This is a genomic window from Longimicrobiales bacterium (assembly GCA_029245345.1).
In the GTDB taxonomy this organism is placed as follows: Bacteria; Gemmatimonadota; Gemmatimonadetes; order Longimicrobiales; family Gaopeijiaceae; genus CALFPJ01.
In genome coordinates this window covers 96,957-109,871 of the sequence record JAQWPM010000015.1, presented here as the reverse complement: position 1 = coordinate 109,871, position 12,915 = coordinate 96,957, and the positions used below count along the sequence as shown (strand labels likewise).

At 61.1% G+C, this 12,915-nt stretch carries 10 protein-coding genes; 9 read left to right on the top strand and 1 reads right to left on the bottom strand.

The features are described 5' to 3' along the window. Position 1 precedes the first annotated feature (1 nt). Positions 2-475: a ribosomal protein S18-alanine N-acetyltransferase gene (gene rimI, locus P8L30_08480; protein MDG2240225.1), complete on the top strand. Its 474-nt coding sequence runs from the start codon at positions 2-4 to the stop codon at positions 473-475. A 48-nt stretch (positions 476-523) separates the two neighbouring features. Beyond that, a complete protein-coding gene (gene radC, locus P8L30_08475) occupies positions 524-1,201 on the top strand; it encodes a DNA repair protein RadC (protein MDG2240224.1) in 678 nt (225 codons plus the stop codon). Between the two features lie 21 nt (positions 1,202-1,222). Here the strand turns inward: radC and P8L30_08470 are convergent, their stop codons facing one another. After that, positions 1,223-6,487: an Ig-like domain-containing protein gene (locus P8L30_08470; GenBank protein ID MDG2240223.1), complete on the bottom strand. Its 5,265-nt coding sequence runs from the start codon at positions 6,485-6,487 to the stop codon at positions 1,223-1,225. A gap of 312 nt (positions 6,488-6,799) precedes the next feature. Here P8L30_08470 and P8L30_08465 point away from each other — a divergent pair, with 312 nt between their 5' ends. The 7 genes from P8L30_08465 (at position 6,800) to P8L30_08435 (ending at position 12,880) form a co-directional block, all read left to right on the top strand. After that, entirely contained in the window at positions 6,800-7,834 is a 1,035-nt protein-coding gene (locus tag P8L30_08465) for a LysM peptidoglycan-binding domain-containing protein (GenBank protein MDG2240222.1), read from the top strand. Positions 7,835-7,934: 100 nt separating this feature from the next. Beyond that, positions 7,935-8,906, top strand: coding sequence for an NAD-dependent epimerase/dehydratase family protein (locus P8L30_08460; protein MDG2240221.1), 972 nt, complete (start codon positions 7,935-7,937; stop codon positions 8,904-8,906). Next, on the top strand, positions 8,903-9,622 hold the full coding sequence (locus P8L30_08455) for a MotA/TolQ/ExbB proton channel family protein (GenBank protein ID MDG2240220.1): 720 nt from the start codon (positions 8,903-8,905) through the stop codon (positions 9,620-9,622). Before P8L30_08460 ends, P8L30_08455 begins: the two co-directional genes overlap by 4 nt. After that, the gene (locus tag P8L30_08450) at positions 9,622-10,053 is read left to right on the top strand and encodes a biopolymer transporter ExbD (GenBank protein ID MDG2240219.1); all 432 of its coding nucleotides are present in this window, start codon (positions 9,622-9,624) and stop codon (positions 10,051-10,053) included. The genes P8L30_08455 and P8L30_08450 overlap by 1 nt, the downstream gene beginning before the upstream one ends. A gap of 5 nt (positions 10,054-10,058) precedes the next feature. Beyond that, positions 10,059-10,775, top strand: a complete 717-nt coding sequence (locus P8L30_08445; protein ID MDG2240218.1) for a TonB C-terminal domain-containing protein — start codon at positions 10,059-10,061, stop codon at positions 10,773-10,775. Next, the gene (locus P8L30_08440) at positions 10,772-12,139 is read left to right on the top strand and encodes a hypothetical protein (protein ID MDG2240217.1); all 1,368 of its coding nucleotides are present in this window, start codon (positions 10,772-10,774) and stop codon (positions 12,137-12,139) included. Before P8L30_08445 ends, P8L30_08440 begins: the two co-directional genes overlap by 4 nt. A gap of 147 nt (positions 12,140-12,286) precedes the next feature. Beyond that, positions 12,287-12,880, top strand: coding sequence for an OmpA family protein (locus tag P8L30_08435; protein MDG2240216.1), 594 nt, complete (start codon positions 12,287-12,289; stop codon positions 12,878-12,880). Positions 12,881-12,915: the final 35 nt, after the last annotated feature.

Sequence of the window (12,915 nt, the reverse complement as noted above, 5' to 3'; positions counted from 1 at the left end):
CGTGGCAGATGCCGCGACTTCCGGGGCGCCGCACAACGCCACGATCCGGCCGATGCGCCGGGAGGACATCGACGGTGTCCTAGGCATCGAAGGCCAGCAATTCTCCGTGCCGTGGAGTTCCCGCACGTTCGAGGGGCTCGTGGACCGCCCTGGCGCAGAGCTGTGGGTGGTGGAACATGATGACGCCGGAATCATCGCCTACGGGGTGATGTGGTGCATTCTGGATCAGGGTGAATTGGCCAACGTCGCGGTCCGCCCCGAATTTGCCCGCCAGGGATATGCCCGACGACTCCTGGATCAAATGTTCGCGCTTGCGAAAGACCAGGGTGTCGAGACGGTCTACCTCGAGGTGCGCGCCTCGAACACGGCGGCGGCGGACCTGTACCGGTCCTTCGGCTTCAGTGAAGTCGGTGTGCGGAAGAAGTACTACGAAGCGCCGAAGGAAGACGCTGTTGTGATGCGGATGGTCGTGTAGGTCTCATTCCGCCATGTCAGCGACGGTCGCCTTATGTGATCGTCGTGGGTGCTTACTTCAGACCCTGATCGACCCCGTGAACGTATTCGTTCTCTCGGCCCTCGCGGCCTGACCGTAGCAGAGCTGCTTGCCGCCGTAATCGGGACCGGCACTTCGAGCATGTCAGCTCAAGAGGTGGGAAGGGTTCTCTGGGACCGAGCCGATGGATCGATGAGACGGCTGGCGGCGCTCGATGTCTCAGAACTCGAGGCCATATCAGGCGTGGGACGAGCCACGTCAGCGCGGATTGTGGCGGCGCTAGAACTGGGTCGACGGGCGGCCGCTGAGCCCGACTCCGCGAGCGACCATATCAGAGGCCCCTCAGACGTGTTTCGCAGAATGGGCCCCCGACTGCGTGATTTGTCTCAGGAGGAGTTTCACTCCCTCCTTCTAGACACGCGTCACCGGGTCGTTCGGGAGGTATTGGTCACGCGTGGAATACTGGATGCTTCACTGGTCCACCCTAGGGAGGTGTTCCGAGCGGCGGTCGCTGAAGGTGCGTCAGGGCTCGTGCTGGTTCACAACCATCCTTCGGGAGATCCGACCCCCTCCGCGGAAGACAGGGCTGTTACGAGGCAGCTTGCGGATGCCGGGCGGGTCCTCGGGATTCCTGTGCTGGACCACGTAGTGGTGGGGCGGGGAAGGTGGGCGTCGGCAATGGAGGACCCAAAAGGCGCCACGAGGTAGCGCGGCGCCTTCTTGATTATGTCAGTCGTCCGTAATGCCCCGTTGTCGCAGCGCGGCGTCAGGTCCTCTCCACGGCGGCTCGGCATCGAAGTGGCCGCGGGCTCCCTCTGCGATCGACCCATCGTGCTTAGGGTCGACCGCCGGCAGGTTGGCAACGCTCCAGTCGCTTGCGCCGGAGACCCAACTGCCCTGCGTCGGAAATCCGCCCACGAGGGTCTTGTCTCCCACGGTGGTCGGCAGTGAGTCCAGCAGGTTCACGCTCGTCGCGGTGCCCGCTCCGTTGTTTGTGACGGTGATCTCATGCTGAACCGTCTCGCCTTCCTGAGGAGAAGCGTTCGTAACGGACATCGTGACGTCGACGTAGCCCCCGTAGGTGGGGTTAACCGTCACGCTGTCCATGTTGTTGGTGGTCTGAGCGTCCGTCTGGTCCGGTGAGCCCCACGCCCGGTTCCAAATGGTGGTCCCGCTGGCTCCGATGGCTGGCCTGAGCGTCACGTACAGCCAGGCCGTGTCACCGGGATTAAAGATCGTCGAGCCGAGGTCCCAGAGGCCCGTCGTGTTGTTCCAGTCACCGTGACTCGTCGACCTGGAGACGTAAATCAGACCAGCCGGGATCGAGTCGTAGACGTCCACGTTCTCGAGTTCGGACGGCCCGATGTTCCGGAAGATGACCGTGTAGGTGAAGTCTTCTTCCACGGCCGGGTAGGCGTTGTCTACGGTCTTCGACATCTCGAAGAGGTCCGCGTTGTGCACCGTGACAGCGACCGAGTCCATGTTGTTCGCGGTCTGCCCGTCCGTCTGGTCCGGTGAGCCCCAGGCCCGGTTCCAAATGGTGTCTCCGATCGAGCCCGGATCGGGATCGATCGTCACGTTCAGCCAGGCCGTGTCACCGGGATTAAAGACCGTCGAGCCGAGGTCCCACAGACCCGTCGTGGGGTTCCAGTCACCGTGGCTCGAACTTCTGCTCACATAGCTCAGACCAGCCGGGATCGAGTCGTAGACGTCCACGTTCTCGAGCTCGGACGCACCGATGTTCCGGAAGATGACCGTGTAGGTGAAGTCTTCACCCTCGGACGGCGTGGCGTTGTCTACGGTCTTCGACATCTCGAAGAGGTCCGCGTTGTGCACCGTGACAGCGACACTCGACGTGTCGTTCACGGAGTTCGCGTCCAGCGGGGTCGCCAAGGTCGCTGTGTTCTGGATCGTTGTACCGATCGAGCCCGGATCGGGATCGAGCGTCACGCTCAGCCAGGCCGTGTCACCGGGATTAAAGACTATCGAGCCGAGGTCCCACAGACCCGTCACGTGGTTAAAGGCACCGTGGCTCGAACTTCTGCTCACATAGCTCAACCCGGCAGGAATCGGGTCGTTCAGAACGACATCGCCAACCGGCAGAGTGCCGACATTTCTCATGATGGTCGTGTAGGTGTGGTCCTCACCTTCCGAGGGATTCGTGTTGTCCACGGTCTTCACGACGCTGAGGTCCGCCACCCTTTGTTGGTGCACTACGAACGCGCTAGCAGTGTCGTTGGTGGGATCGGTGTCGAACGCGCCATGGGAAGTCACCACAAAGAAGCTGTTGCGCAGCGTGTCACCGGGGACGGACATACCGACCTGGAGCTCCATCGCCATGAAGAGCGTGTCCGTTCCGCCCGGCACTATGGAGTCGATAGCCCATACCGAGCCGTTCCACGTGCCGGTCGTTGGCGCGTTCGCGTAGGGCTCGCTAAGCGTGCTGTCGTGCGTTTGGCTGATTTGCACGTCCTTTACGACGACGGGGAAGGACCCGTAGTTATGGAGCTCCACGAAGAACGTGACCGTGTCGCCCTCGAACGGCATCGTGTTGCCTACGCCCATGGACAGGGCTAGGTCCGAAGTCTTCTGGCCCACCACGGCGGATGCGCTCGCATAGTCATTCGTGGTATCGGACTCCGCAGCACCGAACAGTGCGGACACACGCGCGTGGTTGACTATAGTGTCCGAGACCGTGCCTGAGTCGATCCGGAACGCGAGCCGGAGAGAATCCGTTTGTCCGGGTGCCAACGGTCCAACGGTCCACACGCTCGTCAGCGTATCGAACGTCCCGTTGGTCAGGGTCCTACTTGTGACCGTGAGGTCACCGTCGAAGAAGGCTTGGAGCGAGTCATAAATCTGTACTGAATCTGCCGTGTGGGTCCCGAAGTTCTGTAGCTCGATGGTGTAGGCGATCGTGTCACCTTCGTACGGCATTGCGTTGTCGACGAACTTGTTTAGCGCGACGTTGGCCACCTTCTGGCCCACCACGGCGGATGCGCTCGCATAGTCATTCGTGGTATCGAACTCCGCAGCACCGAACAGTGCGGACACCCACGCGTAGTTGACTATAGTGTCCGAGACCGTGCCCGAGTCGACCTGGAACGAGAGCCGGAGAGAATCCGTTTGTCCGGGTGCCAACGGTCCAACGGTCCACACGCTCGTCAGCGTATCGAACGTCCCGTTGGTCAGGGTCCTACTTGTGACCGTGAGATCACCGTCGAAGAAGGCTTGGAGCGAGTCATAAATCTGTACTGAATCTGCCGTGTGGGTCCCGAAGTTCTGTAGCTCGATGGTGTAGGTGATCGTGTCACCTTCGTACGGCATTGTGTTGTCGACGAACTTGTTTAGCGCGACGTTGGCCACCTTCTGGTCCACCACGATGAATGCGGAGTCAGCGTCGTTCCAAGATGCGGAGTCGACCTCATCCAAGTGATCGACTAGGACCCGGTTCCAAAGCGGGTCGCCGGCCATCTGCGAATCGGCCATCTGCGAATCCAATTGCATCCGCAGCTGAAGGGTGTCCGCTCCGCCGGAAGGAATCGTCCCCACTGTCCATGTCTCATAGTCTGTCGTGGAACCTTGGGTGGTGGTTACAACGGAAGGTCCGGTTGTTCGAATGCTGTCGGATATGCCTTTCAACCGGACATTGTTCGCATCGTGAGGACCGAAGTTCTCGACCACGATTGTGTAGACGATGGAGTCGCCCTCGGACGGTTCGTTGTCGCTGACGGTCTTCGTGATGTTGAGGTCCGCGTACCGTTGCTGCACGAAGATGAAGGTCGAGTCAGCGTTGTTCGTCGAGTCCGGGTCGATCTCGGTGGTCAGCGGTTGAACGCGCACCCGATTCCAGAGCGTGTCGCCGACTTGTCCCACTTTCGCGACCGATCGCACCAAGAGGGTGTCCGAGCCGCCGTCCGGGATGGACGGGATCGTCCACACCCCGTTCACGGTGTCGACTGTTCCGGACGTGACCGAGAAGGACTCGATCATGATCGAGTCACCCTGGTCCAAGACCGTCACATTCTTCGCCGTGTACGGGCCGAAGTTGTCGATCACGATCATCCAAGTGGTCGTGTCGCCGGGGAAGGGCAGTGTGTTGTCGGCCGTCTTCGTCACGTTGATGTCAGCCGACTGCACGTCCACGGAGAGCCACGCCGACGCCGCGTCGTTCGACGTAACTGTATCGAGCTGTTCCGTGAGACCGACGCTCCACGCGTAGTTCGTGAGCCTCTGTCCGACGGTGCCGGAATCGATCTGGGCGGCCACGACCAACGTGTCGCTCATACCCCCAACGATTGAGTCCAACTCCCACGTGCCGGTGCCGATGTCGACGAGGCCGCGCAGCGGGCTCAGTGACACGAGAGACATTCCCGACCCGAGAGAGTCGCGCAGCGCTAGGAGCGTTGCGGTCGCGGGACCGAAGTTGTCCACGATGACCCTGAACTCTACGGTGTCGCCCTCGAAGTACGTCGCGCTGTTGTCCACCAGAGCTTTCGAGACGTTGAGGTCAGCGTTGGTGTGGCTGACCGAGACCGAGACTGAGTCGGCGTCGTTGGTCGGATCCAGGTCGACCTGGTTCGTGAGCCCCAGGCTCCGTGCCCGATTCCATAACTGCACTCCGGCCGTACCGGAGTCGATCACGGCGAAAAGGCGGAGAGTATCGCTAGCTCCGTTCTCTAGAACCCCCACCGTCCACACGCCGGAAGTGACATCGAACGGAGCGGCGTCTGCGACATGGCTATAGGTCAGGCCCTTGTCTAAGGAATCGAGGGCCTGGACAGCGGTCGCCACTCCGGGACCGAAATTCTCAACGGCAATCATGAACTCAACGGTGTCACCCTCGAAGTAGCTGCGAGTGTCGTCCGCGAGCTGCTTTGTGATGTTCACATCGGCTTCGGGCTCGACGACGTGGATTTCCACGGAGTCGACATCATTGCCGGCAGCCGTATCCACTTGGAGTGGAAGGCCCAGGTGCCGCGCACGATTCCAGAGCGCCTGCTCCACCGTTCCAGCATCCACACGCGCCAACACAACGAGTGTGTCAGTGGCTCCATTGACTATCGAATCGAGCACCCAGACACCCGAGACGACATCGAAGGTCCCCGATGTGACCTGGCCGGACAGGAGCGTCAGCCCAGCATCGGCTGAATCTAGGACTTGGACGTTGGAGGCTGTCAGCGGCCCGAAGTTATCCACCACCACGGTGTAGGAAATTGCGTCGCCTTCGTTGAAGCTCGACTGCTCCTCGTTGGTGAGACGCTTCAGGATGCTCAGGTCTGCGAAACCTTTGAGCACCAAGATGGCGGACGTGTCCGCATGTAGACCTGCTGCGGCGACGATCCGGGCACTCCCGTCGAGGACAGCTGTAACGGTTCCGTTGTCAGAAACCGTGGCGATGGTCGGGTCCAGAGAGCTGAAGAAGATCCTATGAGAATTAGAAGCGTCGGCGGGCGTGGTCGCGGCACTCACACTCGTGGAGCCGCCGATCACGAGGGTATCACCCGTCGGTTCGATCGTGAGGCCCGTTACGCCCAGGTTCTCGATGGTCCCGCGGCCGACCGGAACTTCTCTGGCTTGAGTGGGGGCCCCGGTCGTCAACGAGATCGGCTGCGTCTGGCCGCTGAACTCGACGGTCTCTCCACCATCACTGGCCACGCTCACGAGCTCGATCGTGAGCACGGCCTGTCCACCCGAGGCCGGGACCTGTATCTCAACGGTCAACGTCCACTCGTTGGCGGCAGGGTCCACGTCCTGCGTGAACGTTGCCAGGACCTCCGCGGTACTCTGCAGTCTTGCCGTCACCCGGATCCGGGTGATGTCACCGGCTTGGGCCGCGGAAGAGGCGACGGCGCCCGAAAAGGTCGGCACCACCGCGAAGGTGGCGGTTCCAATTGGCGTCTGTGCCGTCGGCGATACCTCGGCGTCCACACACGAGGATACGAGTGCGATCACCGCGAAGGTGGCGAGGGAAATGAGGCGCCGAGTGCGCATGGGTCTGGTGCGTTCGGGGTGAGTGGTGCCGACAAAGGAGGTTAATGATACTAACAAGAGTTTCCCCTCCAACGGCTCCTCCGCAAGTCGCTTCGCCGCCGCCCGGGTGCCTGTATCCGGTATCAGAAACCCCTTCCGGACTCAGGATTCCGCCTGCGCGCCGGCCTAGTCCCGGCTTCTTCGACTCGATGCGTCAGGGAAACATTTGAAGTCAACTTGAAAAAACGCGTTGACCTCAGACGGTAATGGTGAATATCTTGGGCAAGTATTCACCGGGCGAAAAGCCCCGTACTACTTGCCGAAGGAGCGCATATGGCCCGCTCGGCAGCGGCAGTTCTCGCATTTCTAATTCTGCCTGAAATTGCCCTCGCCCAGCAGGCGCAGGGGACCCATACCGTCGTGGACGGCAACACACTTTGGGACCTGTCGGCGACCTACTATGGGGACCCATTCGACTGGCGTCGGATCTGGGAAGCAAATCAGGCACAAATCGACGATCCGAATCTCATCGAGCCGGGTCAGGTTCTGGTCATACCTGGGAGAGCGCCTGAGGCTCCGGTGACTGAGCATGTAGCGCCGGCCGAGCCTGAGCCGGAGCCCCAACCGACTGGGGACGGCTTAGATATCCGGACGATCTTCTTCCAGGATACAGCTGTTGCTCGTGCCGGTGTGATACGCGGCGTCGAGTCCGATCACATCGCTGTGCCACGTGATCAGGTCTATTCGTCTCCCCGCCTGACGGGATTCGAAGGGGATCCTTGGCATACGGGAACCCTGACCGGCGAAGCTAGTGGCCGGACCCGTGACGCCACCGTTCGCGGACACGCTCGTGTTCATGTGGCCATGGAGACGGCGGCCCGGGTGGGCGACCAGCTTCAGGTCTTCGCGGTGACCCGGACCATCGAGGACGTCGGCCGAGTCGTCGTCCCGACGGGTGTGATCAACGTGTCTGAGATCGTCGAAGATGGGATCATCGGTGTGATCGTGAAGGAATACGGTCGTATCGTCCCAGGTCAGTTCATTGCTCCGTTGCCGGAGTACGACTTCGAAGCGGGTGAGTACGCTCAGCCCGTGTCGAATGGTGCGCTGGCCATGGTGATCGGCACTGCAAACCGGGCCATTCTCCAAGATCTTGGTCACATCGTTTTCCTCGATGTTGGTAGTGAGGACAACGTCGGGCTGGGTGATGAATTCACGTTGTTCAACCAAGTCGACACGGACGCTGCACAAGGACGCCTACAGGTGGTGGGTGCTCAGGCCGGCATGGCCGCTGCACGGGTTGTGCATATCGCGAGCCCGGTGTTCGAACAGGGCGTTGTGGTGCGCCTCACCAAGAAGATGCGATGACGTTTGACGCGACGAGGCTCTTCGCCCCTCGCATCTCCTCTGCAGAATCAGAGTTTCTACCGGCTTCGTCCGGTGGGGACTTTTCGTTGATGATGAGCTTATGAGCGAAATGAAGAAGCGGGTGCTGGTGACCGGCGGGGCAGGTTTTATTGGCAGCCACATCTCCGAGGCGTATCTGGCGAAGGGGTATGACGTCTGGATTGTCGACAATCTCTCGTCGGGCAAGCTGGACAATGTCCCCGACGGGGCATCGTTCGTGGAGTTGGACATCCGAGACGCCGAAGGCGTGCGCAACCTCTTTCGGGAGTTCCGCTTCGATCTCGTGAACCACCACGCCGCGCAGATCGATGTTCGGATCTCGGTCTCTGATCCTGCCAAAGACGCATCAATCAACGTAATGGGGCTCTTGAACCTGACCGAAGCGGCGATTGAGATAGGGACGCAACGCTTTATTTTTGTGAGCAGCGGGGGCGTCGTGTACGGCGAGCCACAGGAGATCCCGACGCCTGAAACCGCCCCCAAGTCACCCCTTTCTCCTTATGGGGTCACGAAGCTGGCGGGCGAGTTCTACCTGGACTATTACCGGCATATTCGAGGAATCGACTACGCAGCCATGCGCTACTCGAATGTGTATGGCCCGCGCCAGGATCCACATGGTGAGGCGGGTGTAGTAGCGATCTTCTCGACCCGGCTCCTAAAAAACCGAGGCCTCACCATTTTCGGCGACGGCGAACAAACCCGAGACTACGTGTACGTGGGTGACGTCGTGGCAGCGAACATGCTCGTATCCGAGATGGAATTGTCGGAGTCTAAGGCGCTCGACGACCGCGCCTTCAATGTGGGCACGAACGTCGGGACGAGCGTCGTCGGTCTCGCGGACGCTCTCGAGTCTGTCGCCGGTGTGTCACCGGGCCGCAAACATGAAGACGAGCGCCCCGGTGAGTTGCGACACAGCACGCTCAATACGGCCAAGCTCCGGTCTCATGGATGGGCTCCTGCCCATTCTTTGGAACAAGGCTTGCACGCTACATACACACATATCAAAAATCAGGCTGCTGGAGCCTCTGAATGACGCCTGCCGTGCTGCTTCTCCAAACTAGAGCGCCGACATCCGTGATGGGCATGATCTTCGGGGGAACGATCTCCACGAAGCTCATTCTGCTCCTTCTCGCGTCGGCTTCGTGCGTGTCTGCTTACATCATCTACCAGAAGTGGAAGCAGTTCCGAGAAGTGCGCCTCCAAGGTGATGAGTTCTTGGAGCATATGGAGCGGGCGCAGCGTCTCGAGGATGCATACAAGGCGATCCTGTCGTTGCCGGAGTCCCCGTACGGACGGGTCTTTCGTCAGGGAGTGAACTTCTTCAGCGAACTTCGCCCTGGAGCACTGCGTGAAGGTTCTCAGAACGCTCCAGGTCTGTCCCTGATGCAGCTGGAGGCCCTGAGGCTGGTGCTGGAGAAATCAGAGGCGGAGGAGCGGGACGAGTTGGCTCAAGGCGTTCAATGGCTGGCCATCATCGGCTCTGTGTCGCCACTTCTCGGGTTGATGGGAACGGTGATCGGAATCATGAACGTCTTCCTCAACATCACGTCCGCGGGCGGCAGCAACATCATGGCCGTGGCTCCGGGTGTGGGTCAGGCGCTCATCACGACGGTGGCGGGCCTCTTTGTCGCCATTCCGGCGGTGATCGCATACAACCACTTCGTGTCCCAGCTGAATCTGGTCAGCGGTGAGCTGGAAGGTTTCTCCAGCGAGTTCATTGGGACGCTCGCTAGGGAAAGCCGCGTCTAGTGTCCCTCGGCACCCGCCGCCGGATGCGCGGTGGCCGCGCAGATCTCCCCCTCAACGCGGAGATCAGCGTCACGAGCCTGGTTGACGTCGCGTTCACGCTGCTCGTCATTTTCATCATCACGGCACCGATCATGCAAGGTGGGATCGAAGTGTCGATCCCGGAGGCCGATGTCCAGCCGCTCACCTCGCAGGACGAGCCGTTCTTCATCACGGTGGCTGCGGACGGGACGATCTACATGGAGGAGACCGTCGTGACGGCTGAAGCGTTGCAGAGCGGATTGGGCCAGCTCCTGGGAGCAGGCACCATCGAGCGTGTGTATATCCGCGGGGACTCGCTCGCGCCGTTCGGACCCGTCGTGCGCGCGATGGCGAGTGCGCAGAACAGTGGCATCAATTGGTCGATCGTCGCCGTGCCGTACCCGGGGAACTGATTTAGATGTCCCGACGGCACGATCCCTTCGACCGCCAGAGCGCTCTTGCGTCCGCGGCGTTTCATGTCACGCTCCTGTTGGTGGCCTGGGTGACCTCGTTGGGCAGCACGCCGCAAATGGAGTTCATCACGTACGAGATCGAGTTGGTTTCGCCGCCGCCGACCCAGCAGGCTGAGGAATTCGCCCCGGCCGTCGAGGAAATGACCGTCGAGACGCCCGATCCGACTCCGCCCAAGCCTGAGCTTCCGGCACCAGAGCCTGAGGAGGAGGTCACGATCGAGCAGGAGGACCCGCCCGAAGACCCTCCCGAGCCAGAAACGGACCCGGTTACTGAAGTGGCGGACGACCCGACACCGGCGACAACCACCGAAGAGCCCGTGGAAGACGCGACGGAGTCCGGAGAGGACATCAACGTCCGAATGGAAGGCGTTCGCCGCGACTACCCGGCATACTACGGCAACATCATCCGACAGATCCAGAACTGCTTCCGGCCTCCACAGGGCCGCAATTTGATGACGACAGTGTTCTTCTACATCGAACGCGACGGCTCCGTGACTGACATGGACTTTGTCGGTCGTTCAGGAAACTCAGATTTCGATTTCAGTGCCTTGGGCGCCGTTGAATGTGCCGGTCGAGGGAGATTCGGACCTCTCCCCGACGACCTGCCATACGAGCGACTCCCGATCCAATTCAAGTTCGAGCCGCGAGGCGAAGTATCATGAGCATGAACGTGTGGAAGGGAATGAGAGGTGGAGCCGCGTTGGTCGTGGGTCTCCTCTCAACGGCGGCTCTCGTCTCAGCCCAGGAGGAAGAATCGATTCCGGGTGTGAGTTTGGGGTTGGTCTACGAGAACCAGCCGCAGCCGGCATTGGCCATCCAACCGTTCACGGGACGGTTCGGCGGTGGGGGCTTGGCCCCTGAAGTAGAGGCCATCATCGGGCGTGACATGCGCAACTCGGATCGTTTCGAGGTGATGGACTCCCTACCGGCCGGCCTCGTGGGCGATGTCGTGGACTACAGGCTCTGGGATCGCCTTGGTGCGGTATGGCTCGTGACCGCCCAGGTCGAAGGCGCAGGTGACGGCTACGTGCTCATCGTGGAGCTCCACGATGTGATCTACGGGCAGGCGAAGGAGAGAGGGCGCTTTCGGCTCCCGGATCCTTCGGACGACGATTTCCGCATGGCGGTGCATCGTATCTCGGACGAAGTCGTACGCTGGGCCACGGGCGACCCGGGCATGGCGGCGACGCGCATCGCGTTCACGATGTTGGACAACGACTACAACAAAGATGTCTACGTCATCGACTCCGACGGTGAGAACCTTCGCAAGGTGACGAACTATAGAAATCTCTTGTTGTCACCGGTTTGGTCGCCAGACGCTAAGAAGATCGCCTTCAATTCCATGAAGTCCGGTGACTGGCGGATCTACCAGCTGGACCTCGCCACCGGCGCGGAGACACAGCTGCCGGACGTGAGAGGCGGTGGCGATTACATGACGCCTGCCTACCACCCGGACGGCCAGACGCTGGCGTTCTCGGTGACCGGTAACGCGCGCAGCGGAATCTTCACATACAACGTTGGGCGGGACTGCTGCCTGGAGTTCCTGACCGGTGGCAACCACTACGACCTGTCACCGTCGTATTCGCCAGACGGCGACTGGATGGCGTTTCAGACCAATCGTTTCGGCTCCTCTGTGCCCCAGATCATGTTGATGCCCTCGGCAGGCGGTGAGGCGGAGACGCTGTCACCGTTCGAATACGGGGGGCGCGGCTACTACACGTCACCGGACTGGTCGCCGGAGGGGGATTTTGTGGCATTCCATGGCCGAATTCGCCGCGGGACGTACCACATTCTGGTGGCAGACATGGCCAACGATGGTCGTCGCCTGCGCCAATTGACATGGGAAGGCACTAATGAAGACCCCAGCTGGGCTCCGGACGGGCGTCACATCGTATTCGTGGGTGAGCGGCGCTGGGGCTTTGGCCTCTTCGTGGTGGACGTGGCCTCCGGCCGCCTCCGGCCTCTCTTGGCGGGCAGGCGGGTCGGCGTTCCAGACTGGTCCCCGTCGGTGGGTACGATCAACTGATCGGCGTTGCGCTCGCTCGGGTTTTGGCCTATATGCCTAAAGGCCTTTCCAAGGTTGGAAAGCGCATTACCTTCGTTGCGACGTCCTAGTTTGCCTGTGGGCGTCGCTCATATTGAGAACTAAAGTTCGTTCTACCCGGGAGCAGGGATGATCGTCCGTCGTTTTGCCGTAGCGGTCTTGGCCGCCACACTAGCCGTGGGAGCCTGTAAGGGTGACCCACCCCCGATGCCTGAGCCGCCTACGGCTGATCAGGACTCACTTCAGGCGTACCGTGACTCCGTAGCCAATGCCGAGCGTATGGCGCGTGAAGCTGCAGCAGCAGCAGCAGCCGAGCGTGCAGCAGCAGCTGCCGAGCGTGCAGCCGCGGCCGCCGCACGCACCACGCTCATGGAGCGGGTCCTCTTTGACTATGACGAGTCGGCGATCCGTATGGATCAGCAGAGCCTTCTGCGTCAGAAAGTCGCGATCCTGCGCGCCAGTCCTCAGGTCCAGATCCGTATTGCTGGTCACGCGGATGAGCGTGGATCGACCGAATACAACCTCGCGCTTGGCACCAGCCGGGCCGCGGCGATTCGGGACTACCTGACCGACTCCGGACTGCCGGCCAGCAGGTTCTCCATCGTTTCGTACGGTGAAGAGCGCCCGTCAAACCGATCCTCGAGTGAGATGGCTTGGTCGCAGAACCGTCGGGCCGAGTTCGAGATCACCGCAGGCTCGAGCGCGATCAACCCGGGCAACTAGCGGCATGACCCTTGCGGGACCCCTCCCCCGGGACA